This window comes from Sphingobium xenophagum (assembly GCF_002288285.1).
Lineage (GTDB): Bacteria > Pseudomonadota > Alphaproteobacteria > Sphingomonadales > Sphingomonadaceae > Sphingobium > Sphingobium xenophagum.
The window spans coordinates 2,337,216-2,363,869 of the sequence record NZ_CP022745.1 but is presented as its reverse complement, the minus strand read 5'-3'; the positions used below and the strand labels follow the sequence as shown (position 1 = coordinate 2,363,869).

The 26,654-nt window shown below is 63.1% G+C and carries 29 protein-coding genes, 1 tRNA gene and 1 pseudogene; 10 read left to right on the top strand and 21 right to left on the bottom strand.

What is annotated here, in order from left to right; genetic code table 11:
• Positions 1-11 precede the first annotated feature (11 nt).
• From CJD35_RS11715 to CJD35_RS11690, 6 genes are all read right to left on the bottom strand, one after another.
• Complete coding sequence (locus CJD35_RS11715; RefSeq protein ID WP_086485472.1) at positions 12-1,613, bottom strand: hypothetical protein; 1,602 nt, start codon at positions 1,611-1,613, stop codon at positions 12-14.
• Positions 1,610-2,524, bottom strand: a complete 915-nt coding sequence (locus tag CJD35_RS11710) for an AAA family ATPase (RefSeq protein WP_095687080.1) — start codon at positions 2,522-2,524, stop codon at positions 1,610-1,612. Before CJD35_RS11710 ends, CJD35_RS11715 begins: the two co-directional genes overlap by 4 nt.
• A gap of 14 nt (positions 2,525-2,538) precedes the next feature.
• On the bottom strand, positions 2,539-4,059 hold the full coding sequence (locus CJD35_RS11705) for an XrtA system polysaccharide chain length determinant (protein ID WP_017181322.1): 1,521 nt from the start codon (positions 4,057-4,059) through the stop codon (positions 2,539-2,541).
• Between the two features lie 2 nt (positions 4,060-4,061).
• On the bottom strand, positions 4,062-4,709 hold the full coding sequence (locus tag CJD35_RS11700) for an XrtA/PEP-CTERM system exopolysaccharide export protein (RefSeq protein ID WP_017181323.1): 648 nt from the start codon (positions 4,707-4,709) through the stop codon (positions 4,062-4,064).
• Positions 4,710-4,842: 133 nt separating this feature from the next.
• Positions 4,843-6,075, bottom strand: a complete 1,233-nt coding sequence (locus tag CJD35_RS11695; protein WP_026002079.1) for a pyridoxal-dependent decarboxylase, exosortase A system-associated — start codon at positions 6,073-6,075, stop codon at positions 4,843-4,845.
• The gene (locus CJD35_RS11690) at positions 6,072-7,592 is read right to left on the bottom strand and encodes an acyl-CoA ligase (AMP-forming), exosortase A system-associated (RefSeq protein ID WP_017181325.1); all 1,521 of its coding nucleotides are present in this window, start codon (positions 7,590-7,592) and stop codon (positions 6,072-6,074) included. Before CJD35_RS11690 ends, CJD35_RS11695 begins: the two co-directional genes overlap by 4 nt.
• Positions 7,593-7,654: 62 nt before the next feature.
• Here CJD35_RS11690 and CJD35_RS11685 point away from each other — a divergent pair, with 62 nt between their 5' ends.
• Together CJD35_RS11685 and CJD35_RS11680 are read left to right on the top strand one after the other, a co-directional pair.
• Positions 7,655-8,671: a GNAT family N-acetyltransferase gene (locus CJD35_RS11685; RefSeq protein WP_026002080.1), complete on the top strand. Its 1,017-nt coding sequence runs from the start codon at positions 7,655-7,657 to the stop codon at positions 8,669-8,671.
• Between the two features lie 28 nt (positions 8,672-8,699).
• Positions 8,700-8,990 carry a phosphopantetheine-binding protein gene (locus tag CJD35_RS11680; protein ID WP_017181327.1) on the top strand — a complete coding sequence of 97 codons (291 nt, stop codon included), beginning with the start codon at positions 8,700-8,702 and terminating at the stop codon, positions 8,988-8,990.
• A gap of 107 nt (positions 8,991-9,097) precedes the next feature.
• On the opposite strand, the gene trxB is transcribed toward CJD35_RS11680, so the two are convergent.
• The 5 genes from trxB to CJD35_RS11655 all read right to left on the bottom strand — a co-directional run bounded on the left by trxB (position 9,098) and on the right by CJD35_RS11655 (position 14,387).
• Complete coding sequence (trxB, locus tag CJD35_RS11675; protein ID WP_017181328.1) at positions 9,098-10,060, bottom strand: thioredoxin-disulfide reductase; 963 nt, start codon at positions 10,058-10,060, stop codon at positions 9,098-9,100.
• A 183-nt stretch (positions 10,061-10,243) separates the two neighbouring features.
• Positions 10,244-10,981: a proteasome-type protease gene (locus tag CJD35_RS11670; RefSeq protein WP_017181329.1), complete on the bottom strand. Its 738-nt coding sequence runs from the start codon at positions 10,979-10,981 to the stop codon at positions 10,244-10,246.
• Positions 10,982-11,005: 24 nt separating this feature from the next.
• The gene (locus CJD35_RS11665) at positions 11,006-11,878 is read right to left on the bottom strand and encodes a transglutaminase family protein (protein ID WP_017181330.1); all 873 of its coding nucleotides are present in this window, start codon (positions 11,876-11,878) and stop codon (positions 11,006-11,008) included.
• Between the two features lie 21 nt (positions 11,879-11,899).
• The gene (locus tag CJD35_RS11660) at positions 11,900-12,832 is read right to left on the bottom strand and encodes an alpha-E domain-containing protein (protein ID WP_017181331.1); all 933 of its coding nucleotides are present in this window, start codon (positions 12,830-12,832) and stop codon (positions 11,900-11,902) included.
• 145 nt (positions 12,833-12,977) lie between these two features.
• The gene (locus tag CJD35_RS11655) at positions 12,978-14,387 is read right to left on the bottom strand and encodes a circularly permuted type 2 ATP-grasp protein (protein ID WP_026002081.1); all 1,410 of its coding nucleotides are present in this window, start codon (positions 14,385-14,387) and stop codon (positions 12,978-12,980) included.
• A gap of 139 nt (positions 14,388-14,526) precedes the next feature.
• On the opposite strand from CJD35_RS11655, the gene CJD35_RS11650 reads away from it, so the two are divergent.
• The 6 genes from CJD35_RS11650 to CJD35_RS11625 all read left to right on the top strand — a co-directional run bounded on the left by CJD35_RS11650 (position 14,527) and on the right by CJD35_RS11625 (position 16,994).
• Positions 14,527-15,363 carry an alpha/beta hydrolase gene (locus CJD35_RS11650; protein WP_241763572.1) on the top strand — a complete coding sequence of 279 codons (837 nt, stop codon included), beginning with the start codon at positions 14,527-14,529 and terminating at the stop codon, positions 15,361-15,363.
• Between the two features lie 97 nt (positions 15,364-15,460).
• Positions 15,461-15,537 (top strand) — tRNA-Met (locus CJD35_RS11645).
• A 298-nt stretch (positions 15,538-15,835) separates the two neighbouring features.
• Positions 15,836-16,051 (top strand): cold-shock protein, encoded by a 216-nt coding sequence (locus tag CJD35_RS11640; RefSeq protein ID WP_006948571.1) that lies wholly within the window; start codon positions 15,836-15,838, stop codon positions 16,049-16,051.
• Positions 16,052-16,128: 77 nt separating this feature from the next.
• The gene (locus CJD35_RS11635) at positions 16,129-16,341 is read left to right on the top strand and encodes a hypothetical protein (RefSeq protein WP_017181334.1); all 213 of its coding nucleotides are present in this window, start codon (positions 16,129-16,131) and stop codon (positions 16,339-16,341) included.
• 96 nt (positions 16,342-16,437) lie between these two features.
• Positions 16,438-16,635, top strand: a complete 198-nt coding sequence (locus CJD35_RS11630) for a hypothetical protein (protein WP_017181335.1) — start codon at positions 16,438-16,440, stop codon at positions 16,633-16,635.
• Positions 16,635-16,994 carry a glycine zipper 2TM domain-containing protein gene (locus CJD35_RS11625; protein WP_017181336.1) on the top strand — a complete coding sequence of 120 codons (360 nt, stop codon included), beginning with the start codon at positions 16,635-16,637 and terminating at the stop codon, positions 16,992-16,994. Before CJD35_RS11630 ends, CJD35_RS11625 begins: the two co-directional genes overlap by 1 nt.
• Before the next feature lie 60 nt (positions 16,995-17,054).
• Here the strand turns inward: CJD35_RS11625 and CJD35_RS11620 are convergent, their stop codons facing one another.
• The 4 genes from CJD35_RS11620 to CJD35_RS11605 form a co-directional block, all read right to left on the bottom strand.
• Positions 17,055-17,984, bottom strand: a complete 930-nt coding sequence (locus CJD35_RS11620; protein ID WP_017181337.1) for an electron transfer flavoprotein subunit alpha/FixB family protein — start codon at positions 17,982-17,984, stop codon at positions 17,055-17,057.
• A complete protein-coding gene (locus CJD35_RS11615) occupies positions 17,981-18,730 on the bottom strand; it encodes an electron transfer flavoprotein subunit beta/FixA family protein (RefSeq protein WP_026002082.1) in 750 nt (249 codons plus the stop codon). Before CJD35_RS11615 ends, CJD35_RS11620 begins: the two co-directional genes overlap by 4 nt.
• A 96-nt stretch (positions 18,731-18,826) precedes the next feature.
• On the bottom strand, positions 18,827-20,026 hold the full coding sequence (gene sucC / locus CJD35_RS11610) for an ADP-forming succinate--CoA ligase subunit beta (RefSeq protein WP_017181339.1): 1,200 nt from the start codon (positions 20,024-20,026) through the stop codon (positions 18,827-18,829).
• A 146-nt stretch (positions 20,027-20,172) separates the two neighbouring features.
• Positions 20,173-20,496, bottom strand: coding sequence for a hypothetical protein (locus CJD35_RS11605; RefSeq protein ID WP_017181340.1), 324 nt, complete (start codon positions 20,494-20,496; stop codon positions 20,173-20,175).
• A 74-nt stretch (positions 20,497-20,570) separates the two neighbouring features.
• Between CJD35_RS11605 and CJD35_RS11600 the strand changes: the two genes are divergently transcribed.
• Positions 20,571-20,969 (top strand): low affinity iron permease family protein, encoded by a 399-nt coding sequence (locus tag CJD35_RS11600; protein ID WP_026002083.1) that lies wholly within the window; start codon positions 20,571-20,573, stop codon positions 20,967-20,969.
• A gap of 11 nt (positions 20,970-20,980) precedes the next feature.
• On the opposite strand, the gene CJD35_RS22425 is transcribed toward CJD35_RS11600, so the two are convergent.
• Together CJD35_RS22425 and nhaA are read right to left on the bottom strand one after the other, a co-directional pair.
• Complete coding sequence (locus tag CJD35_RS22425) at positions 20,981-21,160, bottom strand: hypothetical protein (protein ID WP_140159554.1); 180 nt, start codon at positions 21,158-21,160, stop codon at positions 20,981-20,983.
• A gap of 121 nt (positions 21,161-21,281) precedes the next feature.
• Positions 21,282-22,478, bottom strand: a complete 1,197-nt coding sequence (gene nhaA, locus CJD35_RS11595) for a Na+/H+ antiporter NhaA (protein ID WP_095687079.1) — start codon at positions 22,476-22,478, stop codon at positions 21,282-21,284.
• A gap of 98 nt (positions 22,479-22,576) precedes the next feature.
• On the opposite strand from nhaA, the pseudogene CJD35_RS11590 reads away from it, so the two are divergent.
• Positions 22,577-23,254 (top strand): annotated as a pseudogene (locus CJD35_RS11590) (glycosyltransferase); the annotation flags it as partial.
• Between the two features lie 6 nt (positions 23,255-23,260).
• Here CJD35_RS11590 and CJD35_RS11585 read toward each other — a convergent pair.
• The 4 genes from CJD35_RS11585 to CJD35_RS22420 form a co-directional block, all read right to left on the bottom strand.
• Positions 23,261-24,850, bottom strand: coding sequence for a recombinase family protein (locus CJD35_RS11585; RefSeq protein WP_244917185.1), 1,590 nt, complete (start codon positions 24,848-24,850; stop codon positions 23,261-23,263).
• Positions 24,851-24,994: 144 nt separating this feature from the next.
• Positions 24,995-25,363, bottom strand: a complete 369-nt coding sequence (locus tag CJD35_RS11580; protein ID WP_095687078.1) for a hypothetical protein — start codon at positions 25,361-25,363, stop codon at positions 24,995-24,997.
• On the bottom strand, positions 25,360-26,505 hold the full coding sequence (locus tag CJD35_RS11575) for a phage Gp37/Gp68 family protein (RefSeq protein ID WP_095687077.1): 1,146 nt from the start codon (positions 26,503-26,505) through the stop codon (positions 25,360-25,362). The genes CJD35_RS11580 and CJD35_RS11575 overlap by 4 nt, the downstream gene beginning before the upstream one ends.
• A complete protein-coding gene (locus CJD35_RS22420) occupies positions 26,502-26,654 on the bottom strand; it encodes a hypothetical protein (RefSeq protein ID WP_157742312.1) in 153 nt (50 codons plus the stop codon). The genes CJD35_RS11575 and CJD35_RS22420 overlap by 4 nt, the downstream gene beginning before the upstream one ends.

Below are 26,654 nucleotides of genomic sequence, written 5' to 3'. Positions count from 1 at the left end.
CAACCGACCCGTTAGAAACTGTAACGCAGGCCGACCTGCCCCATCGCGCTGATCACCGTGTCGAGATCATCCGCCTTAACGCCGTCCACACCGACCGACGCCGACGCCGAAAGACGACGGGTCAAACCCTTGTAATAGCTGGTGAACCCGCCATAGTTGAGAACATCTGGGCGCGCGTCGCTGGCGTCGAAATAATTGACGTAAACAACGGTATCGATGCTGTCGCGATTGCCCAACATATAGGTCATCGACGCATTGCCATACCAGTTCTCGTCCTTCGACCCGCGCACCAGGACAGTCTGTCCCTGCGGCGTGACAAACTTGCGCTGCGAATAACCGGCGCCCACGCCCCAGCCCCACTGGCCGCGGCGCAGCGAATATTGCGCCGAAACGCCGCGATAACGGAAATTGGCGTCGGTGATGCCCGACAGCGCATCATTGAAACATTGCCCGCCGCCGGTGGTGGAGAAGGCGCAACCGGTAATGTCGCCGGTGAAGGGGTTGCGCGCCACGTCGAAGCTGCTGCCCGACAGCGCGGCGGCATTGGCGGTGATCAGACGACCGAAGCTGTCGATACCGTCGAACAGGATGACGGCAAAGCTGCTGTTCGCGCCCTGCCAGGTAAAGCTGCCCTGATAGGTCATGCCGCCATAGCGCTGACCGACCTGCGCCTGAAGCGACGTGCGACGGCTGGGCCGCCACAACACGCCCGCGTCCCAGATAATATCGTCAAATTCATAGACCAGCGCGCGCGGCGAGCTTTTGTCAGTGACATAGCGACCGTTGCGGATGACGGGCACACCCGTTGAATCCAGCAGCGGCGAACGCTGGCTGATTTCGATCTGCTCATATCCAAGACCACCGATCAGCGCGACGGTGCGCGATACCGGCAGCGTGGCGTCGACGCGGCCCCATTTGTCCTCGAACCGCTGATCGAGCTGGCTGGCATCCTCACGGTCATAACCTGCGCTGGCGGTCAAGCCGACAGGCAGCAAGGTGCCGGGGCCAAAGCCCACCGATCCCATCAGATTATGCGTCCAGCTGTCCGCGAAAGATCCGCTGACAGGAGCGTTGGAGAGGTTGGAGTCCAGATCGTCCTCGACCCGCGCATAGCCGAGCCGATAGGACGCGTTGACGGTGATGTCACCGATCTGCGTCGTGTAGGCCGGACCGATATAACCGGCATAGACCTGACTGGTGTAGCTGTCGTTGAGCGTCGATGCGCCCGAAAGTCCATCCGTCCGCACCCGCGATGCCAGCCCGCCGGTATGGATAGACAGGCCGCGCGCGACATTGACGGTCGCGTTGGCGATGCCGCTCAGCACATCCTGGTCACCGATCTGGTTGCTCCAGCTGAAGCTGTGATTATATTGCAGATCGACGGCGGCTTCGACCCGGCGGGTCTGGACCTGCGCCGTCACGCCTGCGGTGACATTGGTGTAGGTCAGCACATCGCCATCGCCCTTGAGCGGCGCCATCACCACCTGATCAACGCCCAGATAGGGCGTGACATTGACGCGCCGGTCCGCGCTGGTCGTCTGGGCGAGCGCAGGCGCACTCCCCGCGGCCAGCACGGCGAGCGATGCGCCGCTGATCCACTGACGGACAGTCATGACGAACTCTTCCCCTTGGCATAATAGCTGCCGAACCGGCGACCGCCGCCGTTGAAGCGGACCGCGTTGAGCAGAAGCTGAACCTGTGCGCCGCCCTTGAGCATCCCGGCAGCATCGCGCAGCGCGCTTTCCGATGTGCTGTCGGCGCGCACGACCAGCAGCGCGATCGCGACATGGCTGGCCAGCACGGCGGAGGGCGATGCCGCCAGCAACGGCGGCGAATCGAAAATGATGATGCGTTCGGGCCGTCCTTCGGTCAGCCGCGACAGCAATTGTTCGGTGCGCGCGGACGCAAGATATTCCGTGTCGGCATTGCTGCGTTGCCCGGCAGGCAGCACTGACAGCGACGGCAGGTCCGTGCGGATGATGATATCCTCTATCGCGATCATCGGATCGGCGAGCGCGTCCATCAGGCCGGGGCCGCTTTCCAGACCCAGCGTTTCGGGGATGCCGGGCTTGCCGAAATCCGCATCCACCAGCAGGATTTCGCGGTCTTTCTCCGCCGCCAGGCTGAGCGCCAGATTGATGGCGCAGAATGTCTTGCCATCGCCGCTATGGGCCGAACAGATGAGGATGCGATTGCCGCGCTCCTGCCCCTGTAACTGGGCGAGCAGGTCGCGCTTGAGCAGCCGGAACTCCTCGCTCATCGCGGTGACTGCGCCGTCGGGGCGCAGGAAACCGGCCTCCTCCAGCTTGATGCGATCGATCGGCTGGACCGGGCCGGTCCAGGGCAGGGCGCGAAAGGCCGACGGTGAAGGCGACACAGGGTCGGCCATGACCGGCGCTGGTGGCAGGTCCGCCGGAACGTCGACGGCCGGGGCGGCACGACCGCGCAGGGCAGCCGAGAAATCGTAAATCTCCGTCGCCCGCTCGATCAGCGATCCACCCTGGATGGAGCTATGCTGGTTCATGGTTCCTGGCTCCTTCACGCCATACCGCGCTGGACGAATTCGACGACGATCAGCAGCAGGCAGACAGCGGCCAGACCACCGCTGGCGCCTGCGAACCATTTCATCCGCTGTTTGTCGATGGCGACCTGCGCGGCGCTGATCGTCTGGCTGATGGAGCCTGCGACCGGCAGGCCGATCGCCCGCTCCAGCCGCGCGGCGGTGGGGAATGTGCCCTTGAGCTGCCCCATGGCGAAAGCCACGCCGACGCCTGCACCGATCCCCAGGACCAGCACAGCCAGCAACAGCAGCGGCCGGTTGGGCGCGGCAGGCGCGGTCGGCATGCTGGGCGGGTTGATGACGCGGAACTGGACGGAGCCGGTCTCGGTCTTTACCTCGCCACGCAGGCGGATCTCCTCCCGATCGGCCAGCAGCTTGTCATATTGGGTTTTCAGAACCTCATAGTCGCGGTCCAGCTTTTCCTGCTCCGACGCGATGCCCGGTTCATCGACCTGCTTGGCCATCATCGTGTTGAGATCGGCCTGTAGCTGCGCCTTGCGGGTCGAAAGCGCCTGCACCGTGGCGGCGCGTTCAGCCTGCATCGACTTGATCGACAGATAGGCAGGATTGGGTGTGCCGCCACCGCCCGAACTGGCGCCGCCGCCGGACTTGCGCAGGGCGTCCACTTCACGCTGGGCAGCGATCACGTCGGGGTGTTGCGCGGTCCAGCCGCGCGCGCGCATTGCGGCCAGATTGGCCTGCGCCTGACCCAGCGCCGAAGGGCCGCCCGAAGGGCCGACGCCCGGCAGGCTTTGCGGCGTGCCCGCCAACTGGCCGTTCATGGCACTGAGCGCGCTTTGCGCCTGGACCAGTTGCGAATCGATCGTGTTGATTTCCTGCCGCGCGGCATCCATCCGCTGGCTGATCGAGCCAGCACCGGGCAAGAGGCCGACATAGCGCTGCGCAAATTCAACGCGGCGCTGGTCGGCGGCTTCCAGCTGCTTGCCCCGCGCTGCGATCTGCTGATCCAGGAAGGCAAGGCTCTGCTTGGTTTCATTGCGGTCGCCGGAGAGATTTTCCTCCTGGAAAATATCGATCAGCTTTTGCACGATCTGCTGCGAAATCCGCGCATTCGCGCCGTCCGACAGGCTGCTGTCCGCGGAAATCGCGCTGATGTCGATCATGCTGGGGTCAGCCTGCGCCATCACCGTGATATTCTCGCGCAGCTTCGTGATCTTGGCCGCGATGTCGCGGGGGCCGGACACGCTCTGCGACAGGTCGGTGTTACGCACGACCTTTTCCAGATTTTCCGCGCTGGCCAGCGTATTGCGGACCCGGTCTAGATCCTGCTGCGACTGGACCTGGGTGATGCCCACCTTGTCCTCCAGCAGCGACTGGGTGTTTACATAGACCCGCGCCTTCGACTGGTAGCTGTTGGGGATCAGGGCGACGCCCAGCCAGCCCAGCATGCATACGCCCCAGGCCACGCCGAGCGCGATCCAGCGTCGGCTCCAGACGCCGTGGAGCAGCAGCAGCAATTCTTCGTAGAGACCGGCCATGATCAGAACATGCTTTCAGGGATGATGATGACGTCGCCGGGCGCGAGCATGACGTTCGCCTTCGTATCGCCCTTCTTCAGCAGGTCGTTGATGCGGACCTGATATTCCTGCTGCTTGCCGGTATTCTTGTTGAAGCGGACCAGCCGCGCGCGGTTGCCCGCTGCAAATTCCGACAGGCCGCCGACAGAGATCATCGCATCGAGCAGCGTCATATTGGCGCGATAGGGGATGGAGGCGGGCTTTTCCGTCGCGCCCACGATCCGCACCTGCTGGCTGAACGTACCGCTGAAATTGTTGACGATCACCGAAACCAGAGGGTTTTCGATATATTGGGTCAGCGCCAGCTTGATGTCATCGGCCAGCATTTTGGGTGTCTTGCCCACCGCCGGCATGTCGGTGATCAGCGGCGTGGTGATGCGGCCATCCGGGCGCACCTGAACCTTTGCCCCCAGTTCGGGGTTGCGCCACACGAAGATGGTGAGATCATCGAGCGGGCCGATCACATATTCCTCGCCCGGCCCTTCGCGGGTCGACACGAAAGAGGCTGGCGGCAATTGCGGTCCGCTGGCGCCACCCGCAGCGCAGCCCGACAGGACAAGCGCGGGCAGCGATGCACCGATCAGGAGCCTGGAAACCGACACGAAACGCATAATCTCACCTCTTTGTGCGGCCATGCGCGACCAGCCGCCAAAGAGGGCAAGGCGGGCCGGTCAGCACAGGGCTTCCGAGCTCTTCTTGCCGGGAAAGGGTAAAGATACCGTTAGGAGTTAAGTCACCAACAACTCAGCCAAGTAAAACTTCGCGAGGACTTGGATGACCAAGAAATGCCGCCGGACTGGCTGATGCGCCATAGGCACCGGCAAGGAAAATGGCGATCAGGTCGCCTTCCTGCACTGGTGGCAGCGCAATCCTGTCACCCAGCCGGTCGATGGGCGTGCAGAGGCAGCCAACAACCGTCGCGGGATCGGCGGCTGGCGGCGCGCCGAAATGGTTGGCGAGCGCGATCGGATAGTTGCGGCGAACCACCGTGCCGAAATTACCGCTGGCCGCCAGTTGATGATGCAGCCCGCCATCGACGATAACGAAGGTTTCGCCCTGGCTGATCTTCACATCGATCACGCGGGTCAGATAGACGCCCGCCTCCCCGACCAGCCAGCGGCCCAGTTCGATCGCAAAGGCGCTGCCCTTGAGAATATCCGGCAGCGATTCGAACGCTGTGTCGAGCGCGACGCCGATGGGGCGGATGTCGAGCGGCACGTCGCCGGGGAAATAGGCAAGGCCAAAGCCGCCGCCCAGATTGACCAGCGGCGGCGTGACGCCCACCGCTTCGGACAGGCGGGCGGCCAGCGCGATCGTCGCCGCCTGCGTTTCGATGATCGCCATCGCATCGAGATTCTGGCTGCCGGCAAAGATATGCCAGCCGCGCCAGTCCGCACCGCCATCGATCATTGCGCGCGCGAGCGCGGCGGCGCGATCGGCATCGACGCCAAAGGGTTTGGCCCCGCCACCCATCCGCATCCCTGATCCTTTGAGATCAAAGTCCGGGTTCACCCGCACGGCGACGCGCGGGGTCTTGCCTATCCGCTGGCCGATGGCGAGCGCGCGCCGCCCCTCCCCTTCGGATTCAAGGTTCAGCGTGACCCCGGCAAAGATCGCCGCTTCCAGTTCGTCATTGCGCTTGCCCGGCCCGGCAAAGCTGATCCGTGCCGGGTCCATGCCCGCCGCCAGCGCCATCTCCAGTTCACCGCCCGACGCAATGTCGAAGCCGTCCACCTGCTCCGCCATCGCCGTCAGCAGCGGCGCATAGGGGTTCGCCTTGATCGCATAATGGAGGTGAAGCGCCTGTGGCATGGCTTCGCGAAAACGGCGGATCTGCGCCCGGACAATGTCCATGTCATAGGCAAAGAGCGGCGTATCGCCCACTTCGTCGACCAGACTCGCCGCGCCATAGCCGCCGATCAGCAGCATCCCCTCTTCGCCCGCAAACCACGCCGGGATTGGTCCCATCGGTTTCAAATGCCATACTCCCGCGCCAGCGCGACTCGATCAATCTTGCCGTTGGGATTGCGGGGAAATGCCGCCAGCACAAGGATTTCGCGCGGTTGCATGAAATTGGGCAGTTCCGCCTTGATGTGCGTGGCGACCGCCTGGGCAACGTCCGGGTCGGCGGAGCGGATCAGCAATTTGACCGCCTGCCCCAGCCGTTCATCCTTCACCCCCAGTGCCACCGCTTCGGCGACGCCCGGCACCGCCACCGCAGCCTCCTCTATCTCGGTCGGGCTGATCCGGTTGCCCGCCGACTTGATCATCGCATCGTCGCGCCCGACGAAATAGAGCAGGCCATCGGCATCGCGCCGCACCGTGTCGCCGGACCAGACCGCCATGCCGCCATAGCGGGACGCGGATGGCGCGGGCTTGAAGCGCTCGGCGGTACGGGCCACGTCGCGCCAATAGCCCTGGGCGACGAGGGGGCCGCAATGGACCAGTTCGCCCGGTTCGTCATCGTCAGTGATGCTGCCATCGGGACGGACCACCAATATCTCGGCAAAGGGGATCGCCGACCCCATCGAGTCGGGGTGGCTCTCAACCAGGGCGGGCGGCAGGTAGGTGGAGCGAAAAGCTTCGGTCAGGCCGTACATGGGATAAAGATCGGCCTTGGGAAACAGCGCGCGCAGCCGGGATACCAAAGGTCGGGTCAGCGCGCCGCCACTGTTGGTCAGGCGTTTGAGCTTGGCCGCGACCTCCGGCGGCCAATCCAGTTCGGTCAGTTGCCCCCACAGCGGCGGCACACCCGCCAGCGTCGTGATGTCGCGCCGGTCGACCAGCTTCATGACGTCACGGGCCGTCAGATAGTCGAGCGGATAAACGCAGCCGCCGGCAAACCAGGTTGAGAGCAGCTGATTCTGGCCATAATCGAAGCTGAACGGCAGGACGCAGGCTGTGCGGTCCTGCGGCGTCAGACCCAGATAGTCGGCCACCGCGACCGCGCCCAGCCAGAGATTGGCGTGGCTGAGCATCACTCCCTTGGGCCGCCCGGTCGATCCGCTGGTGTAGAGGATGGCGGCGAGATCGTCCGGGGCCGCGGTCGATGGTGCAAGCGCCGCCCCCCCGCTCATGGCGCAGGCGGCGTCATCCTCCCGATGCAACTGGCACCCCTGCGGCACATCGCCCGGTGCCAGCGTCGCGAGTCGCGCCGTCGTGCCGATCAGCAGCGCCGCGCCGCTATCGGCCAGAATATGCGCCACCTGCGCATGTTTGAGCAGCGGATTGACCGGGACATGGACAAAACCCGCACGCGGCGCGGCGAGCGGCATCAGCGCCGCCACCGGCCCTTTTGCGATCCAGCTCGCCACCCGTGCGCCCGGTTCCAGTCCAAACCCCGCCAGCCAGCCTGCAAGCCGCCCCAGCGTTTCTTCCAGCTCGGCAAAATTATAGCTGCCCGACCGCCCGTCCAGCGCCGCCCGGTCCCGATCGCCACGCAGCAGCAGATGGTCGATCGGCAGGATCGCCATGGTCTGGTCTGTCTGGCGCATGCTTAACTCCATTTCCAGACTTTGCCCCTAAGCCTCACCTTCACGCATGCGGAGATAGTCGGTTGCCGACGACAAGGGAATATCACAGCCTCGCGCAAGTGCGGGACGCGCTGCAAGGCGGTCTTGATCGCGACGCCGTGCCCGGCCTGTTTGGCCGGTTCGACTGGTTCGATCTGCTGCATCGTCATTGTCTGGCCGATGTCCCGGTTCGGGTGGTCATGTCAGAGGATAATGGCGCACAGGCCTGGCTGTTCCTGCTGGAACATGAAAGCCGTCGTCTGTCTGCGCTGGCCAACTGGTATAGTTTCGACTGGTCGCCGCTGTTCACGGGCGACCCCGATGCTGTGCAGCGGGCGCACCTGCTCGACACGCTGAGCCGCCACCTGTTGCGCACCGCCAGCCAGATCGACCTCTATCCGGTCGAATCGAGCGTCGAACTGCTGGCCAGCCTGCGCCGGACCGGATGGTTTGCGCTGTCGCGGCCAATGGGCGGGCGGCATATTCTGGCGGTCGCCGGGCGGAATTTCGCGACCTATTGGGCCAGCCGCCCCGGTCGGCTGCGCACGCTCGTCAGGCGCCGGGCGCGGGCCAACCGCTATGACCTGTCGATCAGCGACCGGCTGACCGACGATCTGTGGCGCGATTATGTCGATGTGCATGGGCGCAGCTGGAAGGAGGCGGAACCCGGTCTGAATTTCCTGCGCGCGCTGGTCGAGCAGGAAAGTGATGCCGGGACGTTGCGGTTGGGCTTTGCGCGGGAGGCCGAGGGGAACAGGGGCCGCGCGGTCGCCACCCAATTATGGACGGTGGAAAATGGCGTCGCGCTCATCCACAAACTGTCCCATGATCGCGCCCACGACGCGGGATCGCCCGGCACGCTGCTGAGCCATGCGATGTTTGCCCAAGCGATCGATGGCGATCGGGTCGCGACGATAGACTATGGCACGGGCGACAATCCCTACAAGAGCGACTGGATGGAGGAGCGAGTACCGCTCCACCGCATCGACGCCTTCAACCCGCGCCATGCGTCCAACTGGCTGCCTGCGGCCCGGACAGCCATTTCCGCGCTTGTCGGATAGGGCGGGAATGACTAGGACGACGCCCATCATGCGGGCGCAATCTCCTCAGCCGGTCGACCGGACCGATGACATCGAGCTTCTGACGCGGGCGCTGTTGCGCGACGTGCTGGGCCTTTCGCAGGATCAGGTCGACGGGTTTGCGGCTGACACGCCCTTGTTCGGCGCGCTGCCGGAGCTGGATTCGATGGCGGTTGCTGGCTTGCTGACCGAGATGGAAGATCGTTTCGACATATTGATCGAGGATGACGACATCGACGGCGACACGTTCGAGACGTTCGGGTCGCTGGTCGCCTTTGCGCGGAGCAAGGTGGCGCAGTAATATCCGTTCGCCCTGAGCGAAGTCGAAGGGTCCGCCTGAACGTAGTGATGGCACTTCGCTCCGCTCAGTGGAAGGCTTCGACTTCGCTCAGCCCGAACGGCAAGTAGTCACGTCTCGACCATCGCCTCGAAATCCGCCTCGGCCAGGAATTTCTCCACGTCCAGCGCCGCCATGCAGCCCATGCCGGCCGCGGTCACCGCCTGGCGATAGATTTTGTCGGTCACGTCGCCTGCCGCGAACACACCGGGGATCGAGGTGCGGGTGGTGCCCTTTTCGACCAGCAGATAGCCCTCATCCATCGGCAGCTTGCCGGTGAAGAGTTCGGTTGCGGGATGATGGCCGATCGCAACGAAGCCGCCGTCGGTAGGCTCATGCGACTTTTCGCCGGTTACCGTGTCGACAAGGTCCACGCCGACCAGCCCTTCAGGCGTGCCGCCGCCGACAAATTTATCGACCGCCTTGTTCCACAGCACCTTGATATTCGGATGGGCGTGGAGCCGTTCCTGCAAAATCTTTTCGGCGCGCAGCGTGTCGCGGCGATGGATCAGGGTGACGTCATGGCTGTGGTTGGTGAGGTACAGCGCTTCCTCGACCGCAGTATTGCCGCCGCCGATGACCACCACCTTCTTGCCGCGATAGAAAAAGCCGTCGCAGGTGGCACAGGCGCTGACGCCCTTGCCCTGCAAATGCTCTTCCCCTTCTACGCCCAGCCATTTGGCCTGCGCGCCGGTGCAGATGACCAGCGTATCGGCGACATAGACGACACCGCCGTCCCCGGTCAGGCGAAAGGGCCGCTGCGACAGGTCCACATCGACAATCTGGTCATACATCATCTGCGCGCCGACATGCTCGGCCTGCGCCTGCATCTGCTCCATCAGCCATGGCCCCTGGATCACATCCTTGAAACCGGGGTAATTTTCGACGTCGGTGGTGATGGTGAGTTGCCCGCCCGGCTGCATCCCCTGCACCACGATCGGCGCCAGTCCCGCACGCGCGCCATAAATGGCGGCGGACAGGCCAGCAGGGCCGGAACCGAGGATGAGCATACGGGTCGAATGGGTGGCGGTCATATCAGGCTTTCAGATGCGATTCGTGTTGATGGGAGAGATAGGCGGTGACGGCGCGCAGGCAAGCGAAGGATTTGCTTGGGCGGTGCGAAGCGGGGGTGTGGGTAGCGCAAGGGATCCGCCGCCGTCGATCGGCGCAGCCCTGTGGCGCAAACGGGGCCGCGTCGCCTCCCCCTCCGGCCCTGCTCAATCCAATACGTTGGGCAAATCCTCGAAGCCCTTGCGCAGCGCGGCGCTCCAGCCCTGGGAGATCATGGCGAATTCTTCATTGTCGGCTTCGATGCGGGTGCGGACGCGGAAGTCGAACCTGTCGGTCGGGATGACCGTCAGGTCGAGCGGCATGCCGACGGACAGGTTGGAGCGCAGGGTCGAATCCATCGACACCAGCACCGCCTTCGTCGCGTCTTCCAGCGTGGTGTCGCGCGTGATGATGCGGTCCAGAATCGGCTTGCCATATTTATGCTCGCCGATCTGGAAGAAAGGCGTGTCCTCGGTCGCTTCGATGAAATTGCCCGCGCTGTAGACGAGGTAAAGTCGCGGCTTGCCGCCCCGGCGCTGGCCCGCGATCATGATTGAGGCGCTGGCGCCCGAACCGCCCATTTCGATGCTTTCGCGGTATCGCGTCTGCATGGCGCGCATCGCATCGCCCACGATCTGCGCGACGCGGTGCATGGTGCTGCAATTGAGGATGGTTTCGATGTCGGGGTCGAGCTTGGCGTCCTTGATCGCCTTGCTGAGCGTGGCCTTCACCCCCTGCGTGATCGACAGGTTACCTGAACAAAGCAGGGTGATCGCCCGTTCGCCCTCGACCAGATAGGTGAAGCTCTTACGAAAGCGGGCGATATTGTCCATGCCCGCATTGGTGCGGGTGTCGGACAGCATGACCAGCCCCTGGTCAACCCGCACCGCCACACAATAGGTCATTCGTCCCCGTCCCCGAAAGCTGAATCAAAGCTGCGCGTTGGACGGCGGGATAGACTGCTGCTGTTGCCGCTGCAACTGCCGTTCCTCGACGCCATCAACCGCCTGCGCGATACGGACGTCCGCGTCAATCGAGATATCGCCCGCAACCGTGATCGTGCCCCGGATCGGCGCGGCCTCATCCGCGTCCAGCCCGCTGGCGACGCGCAGATAGCGTTCGGTCACGCAGACGCGGTTGGACGGATCGAAGCCTACCCAGCCCAGTTCGGGCACCAATGCTTCGGCCCAGCCATGGGTTTCATGCAATTCGCTGCCGTCACCCGCCAGCAGATAGCCCGACACATAGCGCGCCGGGATGCCGAGCGATCGCGCCCCGGCAATGAAAATCTGGGCATGGTCCTGACACACCCCTGCCCCCAGCGCAAAGGCCTGCGCGGCGGTGGTGGCCGATGTCGTGACGCCCGCGCGATAGCCTACCGCATCGATAACGGCGGCGGACAGCGCGTGCAGCCGGGCGAGCGGGCCGTCGCCTTCTGGCGTGGCGCGGGCCATGGCGGCGATACCGTCCGACGCGCGGGTGAGCGGCGTTTCGCGCAGGAAATAGCGCGGATTGACCCGGCTGACCGGCGCACCGACGACGCCATGAGTCTCGCGGGTTTCGACCAGCCCTTCGGCGACGATGACGGCATTGTCCTGCCGATCATGGCGAATCCAGATCGTTTCCATCTCGCCATAGCTGTTGGGGCGAAAATCCGTCAGCACATCGCCATTCACGCTGACCTGCCAATCCAGCACGGTCTGCGCCGGGGTATCGACCGGCATCAGCTTCAGCCGCATCGCCACGCGCCCGGCCGATGCGTCATAGCGATAGACGGTCTGGTGGCGGACAAGCAATTTCATGAAAGGCCCCCCTTCCCCCTTCTAGCCGAAATGATAGGCCTGGGCGATTTCCATGCCCAGTTGGTTGGTCATTTGCAGGCCATGCTGCACCGTTTCATGCAGGCCGAAGCGGAAGATTTCCCCACTGTCGAGCTGTTCGAGCGCAGTCACCATCTGCTGCACCGTTTCATGGCAGGGGTTGCGCGTGCCGTGCCACCCTTCCAGCCGGTGCAGGCGATAGGCCAGCTGGTCGTAGCAATAGGCTACGCTGCGCGGAAACATGCGGTTGAGCATCAGGAAATCGGTGATCTGCCAGGGCGTATAAGTGCCGCCATAGACATGATGATAGGCACGGCTGCCTGACAGTGCATGCAGCACCGATGTCCATTGATAATGGTCGCGATTGCCGCCGATGACTTCGGTTTCCGGCAGCAGGACATAATATTTGACGTCAAGCAACCGTAGCGTCATCTGCGCCCGTTCCAGCGCGGAACCGCAGCGCAGGAAATCATGGCCTTCATTGCGCAGCTGGCCCGAATGGGTAGCGCCGCGAAAGGTCATGACGCGGGTCTTGACCCAGTCGATAAGGGCCGGAAGTTGCTGCCGCGCTTCGGACACATCATAGCTGTCGAGCTTACGCCAGCCGTCGTTGAGCGCTTCCCACATATCTTGCGTTAGCATGGTGCGCGCCGATTTGGCGTTGGACCGGGCTTTGAGCAGGCAGGAGCGGATCGAGCTGGGATTGTCGAGGTCCAGCATCAGGAAGGAGACGACATCGCTTTCCGTCACCTGCACCCCTTCGGGAAACTGGTGGCCGCTGCCAGTCGCGCGCACGACGGAACGCCATTCGTCGCGATGATGCGCGCCGGGCAATATCGCCATGCGCTGCCCCATGGTCAGCAGCCGGGCGGTGGCTTCGGCCCGCTCCATATAGCGCGCCATCCAGTAGAGATTTTCGGCGGTCCGGCTCAGCATGTGGGATACCCCCTTCCCCATTCGCCCTGAGCCTGTCGAAGCCTGTCCTGAGCTTCGCCGAAGGCGGCTGTTCTTTCTTCAAGAGACGTGCAGGGCTTCGACAAGCTCAGCCCGAACGGATGTAGGTGTGTGTGACGAGCCATCATCAATCCTGCATGACCCATGTGTCCTTCACGCCGCCGCCCTGGCTGGAATTGACAACCAGCGATCCTTCGGTCAGCGCAACGCGGGTCAGGCCGCCCGGCACCAGCCGCAATTGCTTGCCGACCAGGCAATAGGGACGGAAATCGGCGTGGCGACCCACGACGCTGGCGGGGCCGAGCGTGGGGACGGTGGACAGGTCCAGCGTCGGTTGCGCAATGAACTTTCCCGGATCGGCGCGGATGCGCGCGGCATAGGCCTCCACTTCGTCTTTCGACGATTTCGGCCCGATCAACATGCCGTACCCGCCCGATCCATGAACTTCCTTGGCCACCAGATCGTGCAGATTTTCCAGCACATAGGCGCATTCGTCCGGCTTGCTGCATTGCCAGGTCTGGATATTGTCCAGGATCGGCACCTCGCCCAGATAGAAGCGGATCATTTCGGGCACGTAGATATAGACCGCCTTGTCATCGGCGATGCCCGATCCGGGTGCCGAAGCCAGCGTCACGCCGCCATTGCGATAGACGTTGAAAATGCCCGGCACGCCCAGCAGGCTGTCCGGGCGGAACACCAGCGGGTCGAGATATTCGTCGTCGATACGGCGATAGATGACGTCGACGGCCTTCGGTCCCAGCGTGGTTTTCATCCACACCCGGCCTTCATCGACGAACAGGTCCGCCGGCTCGACCAGTTCGACGCCCATCAGGTCGGCGAGGAAACTATGCTCATAATAGGCGCTGTTAAGCGATCCAGGCGTCAGCACGACGACGACCGGATCGCCGGTGCAGGCGGGTGGCGCGACTTCTTTCAGGCTCTTCAACAGCTCGGCGGGATAGTCGTCGACCGGCGCGACAATTCCCTGCGCGAACAGTTCAGGGAACATGCGCGTCATGATGTCGCGATTTTCAAGCATGTAGGACACGCCCGACGGGGTGCGGCAATTATCCTCCAGCACTTCGAAACTGCCCGGCCCGGTGCGAACGATGTCGATGCCCACGATATGGCTATAGACTTTGCCGGGGGGCGAAAAGTCGGCCATTTCGGCCAGATAGGCGCTGTTCTGGTAGATGATGTCGGCAGGCATGATGCCGGCCTTCACAATCTCCCCGCGATGATAGACGTCGTGCAGGAAGGCGTTGAGCGCACGGGCGCGCTGGCGAATGCCCTTGTCCAGCACACGCCATTCCTGCGCGGTAAAGATGCGCGGCAGCAGGTCGAAGGGGATCAGTCGTTCAGGATCGCCCCCCTCCCCATAGACGGCGAAGGTGATGCCGATGCGGCGGAAGATCGCCTCTGCCTCGTCCAGTCGACGGTTAAGCCCGGAAATGCCCGTTCGCTCCACCCATTTCTGCACTTCAGCGTAGCAGGGGCGTATCGAACCATCAGGCTCAAACATTTCATGGAAGGGCAAGTTGTCGATCCTCCCTCAGCCAATATGGCTGGTTGTGCGTTGCAACATTAGGACGTGGCGCAAAAAAGATTGCAACAGAAAAATCGCGCAGACGCCCGCCATTACGCTATTCCCGCCTCCAAACGGCATGGGAATGATGATGCAGGGCAGAAAAACATGGCTGGTCGCGGCGGCATTGATGCTGGCGTCCTGCGCTTCGGGCATACGCGAACAGATATACAAGGCCGACGCCACGCCCATCAGCGTCGCCCAATGGACCAAGGCGCCGCCCCAGCCTTTGCCGGTACGGACCGAGGACGGTTTGTCACTGACCGGCTATTATTGGCCGGGTGATCCCGGCGATCATGACGTCATCCTCTTCTTCCACGGGCGCGGATCGAACCAGGGGGTCGCCGCGCGCTATGCCGAACATCTGACCGGGCATGGCGATCATGTCATCGTCGTGTCCTATCGCGGCTTTGGCGGCAATCCGGGCAGCCCGACACAGGCAGGACTGGTGGCCGATGGCCGCGCTTTCGTCGCGCGGGCGCGGCAACTTGTCGGAACGGACGCCCATGTCTTTCTGGTCGGCCATTCGCTGGGCGGCGCGGTGGCGCTGCATGTCGGGGCGACAGCGCCGGTAACGGGTGTGGTCACCCTGTCGACCTTCGACAAGCTGGCGGAATCGGCACCGGGCGCAGTCGGCCTGCTGCTGCCAGACAAATGGAACAATCTGGATGCCGCGACCAAGATCCATGCACCGCTGGTGATGATGCTGGGCACTGCCGACGACCGGGTGGAATTGAGCCAGGCCGACGCGCTGTTCGATGCCGCGGGCACCCCCGCTACCTTGCTGACCATGCCGGGCGCGGGCCATAATCCCGACATGAGCCAGCTTGGCCCGCTGGTGAACGAAGCCGTCGGCGCGATCGATTCGGGCACGATCGCGGCTTATCCCGCGACGCTGCCGCCAGGCTGGAGCGTGCGTCGCAAATAAGTTGCGTTCTACCCGCATTACCCCCGTTGACCGACCCGTCCCTGCTGCGTATAGCGCCGCCTCACCGCAGGGCCACACGCCCCGCGCGGCCCCATGGGGCGGAGTAGCTCAGCTGGTTAGAGCAGCGGAATCATAATCCGCGTGTCGGGGGTTCAAGTCCCTCCTCCGCTACCATTTTCCAAACATTTATTATTCGCGAGCGCCCAGTTGCAGCGTCGCTGCATCAATTGTCGCGATTGCCGGGAGGACGTGCCGGTCAAGCCGGATGACCGATCGGGTGAATCGGGTTGCGCGGAAGGCCGCGGATCGTTGCGTGATTTGCTATTTGCCGTCGCCTGCCCTACATGGGCGCTGCTACAGTCGCAAATCGACGGTCTTCGGCGCTTTGCGGCACCTACTTCCTTCTTTCCCTGCCCCTTAGCAACCCGGCGCGTCCACACGGGGTTCGCCGCACAGAAAGAAGGAATACCACATGAGCAGCATCACTGGCGTCGTCAAATTCTTCAACGCCGACAAGGGCTATGGCTTCATCGCCCCCGACAATGGCGGCGCAGACGCATTCGTTCACATCAGCGCCGTCGAGCGCGCTGGCCTGGCTACCCTGCGTGAAAAGGACCGCGTGTCCTATGACCTGGAGCAGGACAAGCGCGGCAAGATGGCTGCGGTGAACATCGCCCACGCTGAATAATTCAGACGGCCCGGATCGGGCGCGGGGGTCTTCCTTCGCGCCCGGCCCATTCATCCTTTGACATCAAGGAGAGCCAAATGGCCGTTACCGACTATCATAGCCTCGCCGCGCAAGCCCGCTCCGATGCTGACGCCGCGACGCTCAGCAATGTCCGCGACCGCTGCCTTCGCGCCGAAGCCGCCTGGCTGGCAATGGCCAAACGTCAGGATCTGACCGACACGGCCCGCGCCCGCCGGGAAGCCGCCGCTGCCGACGCTCGCGCCGAACGGCTGTCCGACGAGGCCGAGTAACTTTCCCGCTCTCTTTGTTGCCCGCACCGCCGGAACCCATGGCGTCGCCGCCCGTTGATCGGCCGACATCTTGGACACCAACAAAGGAGCCACTCCATGATCCGCACCCTGATTTTCGGCGCTATCGCCGGCTATGTCGGCAAGAAGCTGTATGACGACGGCAAGCTTGACCAGTTCCGCGACGATCTCGTCGCCCGCTACAATCAGGCCAAGGCCGACCTGTCCGACCAGCGCGTCGCCGACAGCAAGCCGGTGACGCAGGTGAACCACAACACCAGTCCGCTGGTGTCGTGATGCGCAAACCCCTCCTGGCCATAGCCATGGTCGCGATGCTGCCGCTGGGCGCATGCGTATCGGATGGTGGCGGAAACCGAGGCTATGGTTATGACCGCCCCGGCGATCGCCGCGGTCCGCCCCGTTACCAGCGCCGTCCGATCCGCGATGACGAACAGATTTACCGTGATCGCGATGGCCGCTATTATTGCAAGCGCGACGACGGCACGACCGGCACGATAGTCGGTGCGATTGCCGGCGGCGTGTTGGGCAATGTCATTGCTCCGGGCGGTTCCAAGACGCTCGGCACGATCCTTGGCGGCGGCGCAGGCGCCCTTGCCGGACGGGCCATCGATCGGAACGACGTAAGCTGCGAATAACATCAAAAAGGGCGCGGGATTTTCCACCCGCGCCCTTTTTTTTCATTGGCGTTTGCCCGATTACAGCTTGCCGGTCAGTTCCGGCACCACCTTAAAGAGATCACCGACCAGGCCGATGTCGGCCACCTGGAAGATCGGCGCGTCTTCATCCTTATTGATCGCGATGATGGTCTTGCTGTCCTTCATGCCGGCCAGATGCTGGATCGCTCCGGAAATGCCGACCGCGACATAGACTTCCGGGGCGACGATCTTGCCGGTCTGCCCGACCTGATAGTCGTTGGGCACATAGCCTGCATCGACCGCCGCGCGCGACGCGCCGACAGCCGCGCCCAGCTTGTCCGCCAGCGGGAAGATAACTTCCTCGAACGTCGGCCCATCCTTGAGCGCGCGGCCACCCGACACGATGATCTTGGCGCTGGTCAGTTCAGGACGCTCCAGCTTGGCGATTTCCGCACCCACGAAGGACGACATGCCCTTGTCGCCAGTCGAGCTCACGGCTTCCACCGTTCCCGATCCGCCATCCCGCGACGCCTTGTCGAACGCCGTGCCACGCACGGTTATCACCTTCTTGGCGTCCTTCGACTTGACCGTCGCGATCGCGTTGCCCGCATAGATTGGCCGGGTGAACGTGTCTTCGCTCTCGACCGACAATATGTCGCTGATCTGCATGACGTCGAGCAGAGCGGCAACGCGCGGCGCGATATTCTTGCCATTGCTGGTGGCGGGCGCAACGAAGGCATCATGATGCCCCATCAGTTCCACGATCAGCGGCGCGATATTTTCGGGGAGTGCATGGCCAAAGGCCGCGTCATCAGCGACATGAACCTTGCCAACGCCCGCAATCTTCGCGGCCTCCTCGGCAACCGCGCTGACGCCTTCGCCAGCGACCAGCAAATGCACTTCGCCCAGCTTTGCCGCTGCCGTGACGGCGGAAAGCGTGGCATCCTTGACGGCACCGCCGTCATGTTCGACCCAAACGAGCGTTTTCATGCGGCAACTCCCATAGCCTTGAGCTTGGCAACCAGTTCATCGACATCGGCGACCTTGACGCCCGCGGTGCGCTTGGGCGGTTCGACGACCTTGAGCGTTTCCAGCCGTGCGCCGATGTCGACGCCATAATCGGCCGGTGTTTTCTGCGCGAGCGGCTTGCTCTTCGCCTTCATGATGTTGGGCAGCGACGCATAGCGCGGCTCGTTCAGACGCAGGTCGGTGGTGACGATCGCGGGGGTGGACAGCTTGACCGTCTCCAGCCCACCATCGACTTCGCGGGTTACCGACACGCTGTCGCCTTCAACCTCTACCTTCGATGCAAAAGTGCCCTGCGGCAGGTTCAGCAGCGCCGCCAGCATCTGGCCGGTCTGGTTGCTGTCATCGTCGATCGCCTGCTTGCCCAGGATGATCAGGCCAGCGCCTTCCTCTTCCTGCACCTTGGCGAGCAGCTTGGCCACGCCCAGCGGCTCGACCTCGTCATCGGTCTGGATCAGGATCGCCCGGTCGGCGCCCATGGCGAGCGACGTGCGCAGCGTTTCCTGCGCCTTGGCAACGCCGATCGACACCGCGATCACCTCGGTCGCCACGCCCTTTTCCTTCAGACGGATGGCTTCTTCGACCGCGATCTCGTCAAACGGGTTCATGCTCATCTTGACGTTCGCCAGATCAACACCCGTCCCGTCCGCCTTGACGCGCGGTTTTACGTTATAGTCGATCACCCGCTTCACGGGGACAAGGATCTTCATTTCAACATCCTCCATTATAAATGCCAACACGGGCGCGGGCAGCCCGAAACCGGACTACCCGCACCCAAATGGTGTCAGTTCAGGTGAAAAGCGGCCTCAGGCTGCCTTCCTCACTTCTGCGACGATCTTGCGTGCTGCGTCGCCCAGATCGTCCGCCGGGACGATGGCCAGGCCCGAAGCCGCGAGAATGTCCTTGCCCTGCTGCACATTGGTGCCTTCCAGGCGAACCACCAGTGGGACCGACAGGTCAACTTCCTTGGCTGCAGCCACGATACCATCGGCGATGATGTCGCACTTCATGATGCCGCCGAAAATGTTGACCAGGATACCCTTGACCGCCGGGTCCTTCAGAATGATCTTGAACGCTGCGGTTACCTTTTCCTTCGAAGCGCCACCGCCGACGTCCAGGAAGTTGGCGGGGAATTCGCCGTTCAGCTTGATGATGTCCATCGTCGCCATCGCCAGGCCAGCGCCGTTGACCATGCAGCCGATATTGCCGTCCAGCTTGATATAGGCGAGGTCATATTCGGATGCTTCGACTTCGGCCGCATCTTCCTCGGTCAGGTCGCGCAATTCGGCGATGTCCTTGTGACGGAACATGGCGTTACCATCGAAACCGACCTTGGCATCGAGCACCAGCAGGTTGCCCTGCTTGGTCAGCGCCAGCGGATTGACTTCGATCTGCTCGGCATCGGTGTCCAGGAAGGCGGCATAGAGCGAGCCTGCAACCTTGGACGCCTGCTTGGCCAGATCACCGGTCAGGCCCAGCGCGGCAGCCACCGAACGGCCATGATGCGGCATGAAGCCGGTCGCCGGATCGACGGAGAAGCTGTGGATTTTTTCAGGGGTCGAATGGGCGACTTCCTCAATATCCATGCCGCCTTCGGTCGATACGACGAACGCGATCCTGCTGCTGGCGCGATCGACCAGCAGGGCAAGGTAGAATTCCTTGTCGATGTCGGCGCCGTCGGTGATGTAGAGGCGGTTGACCTGCTTGCCCGCGTCGCCGGTCTGGATCGTCACCAGCGTGTTGCCCAGCATGTCGGCCGAGTGCGCCTTGACCTCATCCAGATTGAAGGCGAGGCGAACGCCGCCCTTGGCTTCGGCGGGCAGTTCCTTGAACTTGCCCTTGCCGCGGCCACCGGCATGGATCTGCGACTTTACGACATAAAGCGGTCCGGGCAGCTTCTTGGCGGCCTCGACAGCTTCCTCGACCGAGAAAGCGGCATAACCGGCGGCGATCGGCGCGCCATATTTCGCGAGCAGTTCCTTCGCCTGATATTCATGAATATTCATGGAGCGTGCCGTCCTTTTCCATCGAACCGTGATGGCGACGGCTAAAGCACAGACAGGATTGCAGGGCCAGAGTGATTTCGCAAAACGACTTTGCAAAATTGCAAAACCTTTGCGAAGCGTCAGCGCGGATTATTGCAAAATAACGCCTAGAGGGCGCAGTTGATCGCTGCCTTGCTAGTGACCAGAAAAATCTCCGGATCCTCCAGCGCGCGTACCTTATAGAGGAACCGATCCACGCTCATTTCGCCCATGTGAGACTTGCGGAGCGATGCGAGCGACTGGAGCCGGCGCAACTGCGTCAGGCTGAGCCGGTCGACCATGCGTTCGGCCATGCAGCCCGCCATCCGGGGCGACAATCCGGCTTCCACCAGCCCGGCACGCAGACGTGATTCGGGCGAAACAGTGGCACAGGACGCCAGCAGGGATGCGGTGAGAGCGCAGGCAAGCGCGCGAAAAGCGATGGCTGTCATGCGCGCTTCATGGCAACTAGCGCCTGAACGCAGCATAAATGCACGCCGCGCGGCGCGCCAAGGAATAGAGCATGATGGACAGATTTTTCGCCGCCCTGTCGCACCGGGTCGCCAGCTGGGCCGGACAACCATTGGCCTTCATTCTGGCGAGCGCCGTCGTGCTGGTCTGGGTCGCCACGGGTCCGATCTTCAATTATTCCGACACTTGGCAACTGGTCATCAACACCGGCACCACCATCGTCACATTCCTGATGGTGTTCCTGATCCAGAACGCGCAAAATCGGGACGGATCAGCGATCCAGGCGAAGCTGGACGAATTGATCCGCGCCGTGGACAATGCGCGCAACGATTTTATCGGCATCGAACATCTGACCGAAGCCGAATTGCAGCGGATCAAGGCAGTGCTGGAAAAGGAATGTGGCGACGACGCGACTCATCATCTCGCGATCGAGCGATTGCTGGAGCGTCGCTGACGTCCGCACCATCAATGGGCGCGGACGATCAGCCTTTCATTTTCCTGCCGATAGGCATCGACCTGTTCGATGTAGCGCTGCGCCATATCTTCATAGGCGATGCGTCCTTCGCGTGACGGGCTGGCCTGCGCCTTGATCAGCGAGATCTGCTGACGGTGCAGCAGATAATTGATGTCCGTCTCCATACTCATATTCGCCCTCCTCCGGTATCGCGACTAGAAGAATTGGTCGATTATTGGCGGCATGGCGCGACGCGCGCAGCCATGCAGCGAGTATGGGTATAGCACAGGAACATCGGCTTGGCGAACCGACCTAGCGCAGCGATGGCGCAGCCCAACGCAACAGGGCATAGCCACCAAGAGCCGAGGCGATCGACCCCATCAAGATGCCGCCCTTGGCCTCTTCGACCAGCAGCGCCGATCCGGGGAAGGCAAGCGCGCCGATGAACAGGCTCATGGTAAAGCCAATCCCGCACAGCATCGCCATGCCATAGATCTGCGCCCAGTTCGCGCCGTTCGGCCGTTCCGCTATGCCCAGTCGCGCCGCGGCCCAGACGCTGCCAAATATGCCGAGCTGCTTGCCCAGAAACAGGCCCAGCGCCACGCCCATCGGCAAGGGGTCCAGCAACGCGCTGAACACCTGCGCGTTCAACGCCAGCCCGGCATTGGCAAAGCCGAACAGCGGTACGATCAGATAGGCGCTCCAGGGATGCACGCCATGTTCCAGCTTGTGCAGCGGGCTGTCCTCCGCATCGGGCGCGCCCGGCGTGCAGCGGATCGGGACCGTCATGGCGGCCAGGACGCCAGCGACCGTCGCATGAACGCCCGACAGCAGCATCAAATACCACAACAGCACGAACCCGATGAGATAGGGGATCAGCGACTTCACCCCTGCCCGGTTCAACCCGAACATCACAACCAGCACCGCAGCCGCCCCGGCAAGCGCGGCCATATCGAGACCCTGCGTATAGATCAGCGCGATAATCGCCACCGCGCCCATATCATCAACGATCGCCACCGCCGTCAGGAACAGCTTGAGAGAGGCGGGCGCGCGATTACCCAGCAGCGCCAGCACGCCGATCGCAAAGGCAATGTCGGTCGCGGCAGGGATCGCCCAGCCATTGGCCAGTTCCGGCTGTCCACCTGTTACCAAGAGATAGACGAGCGCTGGCACGACCATGCCCGCAACGGCGGCGATGATCGGCAGCCGCCGCCGCTCCCATGTCGACAGCCCGCCATCCAGAAACTCCCGCTTGATCTCCAGTCCGACGAGCAGGAAGAAAATCGCCATCAGCCCATCGTTGATCCACAGATGAAAGGTCATCGGCCCCAGCTTCGGGGTCAGTTCCGGTCCAAGCTGCGCATGAATCAGGTCGTGATAGAGATGACCGCCGCCACCCGGCAGATTGGCCAGAACCATGGCCAGCGTCGCCGCGATCATCAGCAACACAGCGCTGCCCGCCTGACTGGCAAGGAATTCGCGTAATACTGATGGGCGTGGCTTTGTCATTCTTTCGATCTTCCTGTTTTTTTGCCTCCCTTTTGCGCAATTTGCGCAAAAGACTTGGAAGCGGCTGACACCAATGCCATCCTCTCCCCTGTCGAGGCATGGGGGTCAAGGCTTTGGGGGACATTTTGGTCGCTGGCCTTGCGCTCCTTCATCATGAAATCCTGCTATTTGCCGCCGTTGGACTGGCCATCGGCGGTGTGGACGATTTTCTGATCGACCTGCTGTTCCTGGCGCGCAAGGCATGGCGCGATCTGTTCATATATGGTCGCCATGACCGTATGACGACGGCAACCCTGCCACCATCGCCCAATCCCGGCCGTATCGCCATTTTCGTTCCCGCCTGGCGCGAAGCGGACGTGATCGGCCCGATGCTGCGCCATGCGTTGGGGCGCTGGGGCGATGCGGATTATCGCATTTTCGTCGGCGCCTATCCCAACGACCCCGCGACGATCGACGCCATCGCCGCCGTTGCGCAGGGCGATCCGCGCATCCTGCTGGGCATCACCCCCCATCCCGGTCCCACGACCAAGGCCGATTGCCTCAATCTTCTATGGCAGGCGATGCTGGACGAAGAGACGCGCGAAGGATTCCGTTACAAGGCGATAGTGCTCCACGATGCAGAGGATGTCGTCCATGCCGATGAGATTCGTCTGTTCGACGTGATGATCGACAGGTTCCAACTGGTGCAATTGCCCATGCTGCCGCTGCCGGGCCAAGGCAACTGGCTCTCCCGCGCCATCGCCAATCACTATTGCGACGAGTTCGCAGAAACTCATCGGGCATTAGCGTAATTGTGCGGCCTTGTCCGTTCGGGTTGCCATGGCGAGGATTTCGTCCATCTGGCGGACCACTTCCACAATGACGCCGCGCTTCTTTTCCGGGTTCGGGCTTACGATGATGCGGGCGATCATGGCGCGCAGGCGGGGGATGGCCTCCAGCTTCGCTTCGGGCGCTGCCAGGGCCTGTTCTAGATCCTCGACCTGGCGGCGATAGACTTCCTCCATATGCGGGTGGAGGGTCAGCACGGTTGGCACCGCGTCCATGTTCGCCAGTTCGCGGCTCAGCTGATCGACGGTCTTTCGCGCGCTGGTCAGCATGTCGCGTATCTCTTCGAATTCGCTGCCGCCATCGGCGAACGCCTTCAGCAGCCGTTCCTTCCGCCTTTCGGTTTCCTCCAGCTTGCGCTCGATCCTGGCGCGATCGCGGCCGAGATCGGCGGAGGCGCGGGCGAAGTCGCGATGGTATTCGCGCACATAGGCGCTGACGACGTCCGGGGCGAGCATGCCCGTTTTCAGATCGGCCAGGACGCGCCGTTCAAAATCGTCCGTGCGGATGAGCCGGTTATTGTCGCATGCCCCGCCATAGCGCCTGACGCTGCATCCCCAGTGAAAGCCCGTCGTCCGCACGAAATCAGCGCCGCAGACGCCACAGGTCGCCAGTTGCGACAGGATATGTTTGGGCCGGCGCGCGCGATGCGGCTGAGTCGTGCTTTTTTCCTCCAGCATCGCCTGGACCCGGTGCCAGAGATCGTCGTCGATGATGCGCATGGCGGGCACCGGCACGCGCATGACTTCCTCTTCCCCATTGTAGCGCATCAGGCGCCGGCGGGTCTGCGGATTGACCACCTGGCGGCTGCGGCCATAGGTCAGGACGCCGATATAAATTTCATTGCGCAGAATGCCGCGCTTGTGGTTCTTTTCCCCATGGAGCGAGGTGCTGTACCACAGCTTGCCGCGCGGGCCGGGGATGCCGTCGCGGTTGAGGTCGCTGACGATCGCGAAGGGGCTTTTGCCGCCGGCATATTCAGTGAAGATCCGCTGGACGATCTGCGCCTTTTCAGGATCGATATCGCGCAGGCCGCGCACCAGTCCGCCCTTTTCGTCCAGCCTGTTGGCCTGGACATAGCCGTAGGGGATGCCGCCCGACGCCCTGCCCTGCTGGACCGTGCCGATCTGCCCGCGCCTGACGCGCTGGGCCAGATCGGTGCGGAACTGCGCATCCATGAAGCCTTTGACCAGGCTGACCATGGGCGTCACGGTGCCGTCAAAGAGAGTGAAGAGACGCGCGCCGGCAAATTCCATGCGTTCGCGCAGATTGTGGGCGTCGGCGACATGGCGGGCGATGCGGTCGGTCGATTCGGCCAGTACCTGGTCGACGCCGCCCCCTTCGACCATGCGCATCATCGCATTAAGGCCGGGGCGCTGATCTTCGCCGATACCCGCCGCGCCGGATATGGCGGCATCCTCGAACGTGCCGACGATCGTCCAGCCTTCCTGCTCCGCCCGCTTGCGGCACAGGCTGATCTGGTCAGCGGTGGACCTGGGGTTCTGGCTTTCCTTGCTGAACCGGGCGTAGATGACCGTCCGCATCATTTTCTCCATTCGGACCGCGCGCGGCCGGTTGCTGGCGCGCGGCACGGAGGGCGGCAATGTCTCTTGCAACGTGCGCACGCGCAAGGGCTTGCGCAAAAGCAATCATCGCCGGGTCGGACGCCTTCGTGATGCGGGCCGGGGCGTTCATGCCTTTGCCTCGAAATAAGGGGACCAGCCTGCGGGCTTCAGCCAGCGAAAGAGGGTCCAGAGGGCCGTGATCTTGGCGACATTGGCGGGGTCGGTAGCGTCCAGGCTGGTTTCTGCCTTGACCGCGGTCGCCCATGCGCTGCGCGCCATCATGATCATGGCAGGGGGGTGCCAGGACTGCGGCTGGCGCTGGCGGCAGGCCGGGTCAGCCGCCGCGAGTCCGGTGCGCTGTTCTATGTTCGACCAGACGGCGTCGTCCCATGCCGCCCGATCGGACAGCCCCTGCCCCGCTGCCTTCCACGCCGCCTTGCGGCGGGCGCGTTCGTCGCGCGCGGTGGCGAACAGCAGGGCGGGGTCGGCGTTCATCCCGGCATCCCGTCATGGCGCACGCCGTCGAGCAGGCGACCAGCGGCGCGCTTGCCGATGCGGTAAACGTCAGGCTCGTCATCAACGTGACCGTCTGTTGCAGATAGATTCTGCTCCTCATATAGCCATCTGTTATCGAACCAGTGCGCGCCGTTCACCCAACCGGACTGTCGCTTCACGTTCTCGCCCGGCGTCCAGTCACCCCATTGCTTGAAGAAGAAGGGCACATCGGCAGCGGCGCACTGGTCGCGCAGATCGCGCGCCCAATCCGGGTGCATCGGCCGCGCGCCGGGGCCGCTTTCGCCGCCGACCACGACCCAATCTATTTTGCGTGTCAGCGTACCGTCGCCGCCCAGACGGCGGCAACCGGGGTCTGGGCCGAACAGGCCGCTGCAATCGCAATCGCCCCAGCATTCCGGGTCAAGTACAGTCGATCCGCCATCAGCTATGTCCGTCAGGTAGATGGGCCCCAGCAGCGGTTCGCAGGACAGCCAGCGGACAGCAGCCGGCGTGGCCAGTAGATCCGGGATGCGTTCCAGCGCGCGCTTTTGATCCTCGACCGACACGCCGAGCCAGACATTATGGAAGCCGACATTCGTGCGGTCGTCGGTCCATTTCAGCGCCGCCGTCACGGCATCACGCGCCTGCATGGCACGCGCTTCGTTCCATGCGCCGCTAAAAGTCGCCATGATCCGGTAAGCAGCATCCTGCATTAGGCTCAACCGGGTATTGAACAGGCTGTTCAGTGGTGTCGTGAAATATGCCCGCATCCTGCCCGCGCGCTTGGTCAGCACCTGATGGATATGGTGCGGGGTCAGCGCCATGACGGCAAAGCAGCGATCGATCCACTCGTCGGGAACCGCCGGGTGAAAGATGTCGCCATGGGCGTTCCAGAAGATCCGGCGCGGGCGTTTCCAGCGGAGCGGCTGAAGCAGCGCGCTTTCGTTCAGGCGAACGGTGCCGTTCCAGACCGGCCCCGCCTTGCTGTCGCTGGTCAGCCCCTTGCGGGACGGATGGTCGCGCAGGCGGGTGCCGGCAAGGCGCATGGCATAGCAGTTGATGCAGCCGGGAGAGAGGACGGTGCAGCCGTTGATGGCGTTCACGGTCGCATCGGTCCATTCGATGTGGGTTCCGTCGCTCAATGGAAAATCCAGTCGATCAGGTCGTCGGCCATCGGCAACAGCCATGCCAGCAAAGGAAAAAGGAAGGTCCAGAGGATCGCCGAGGCCAGTCCGATGATGAACGGGGCTGCCGGATGGAATCTGGGCGCGGCGGGCGGTTCTGGCGTCAT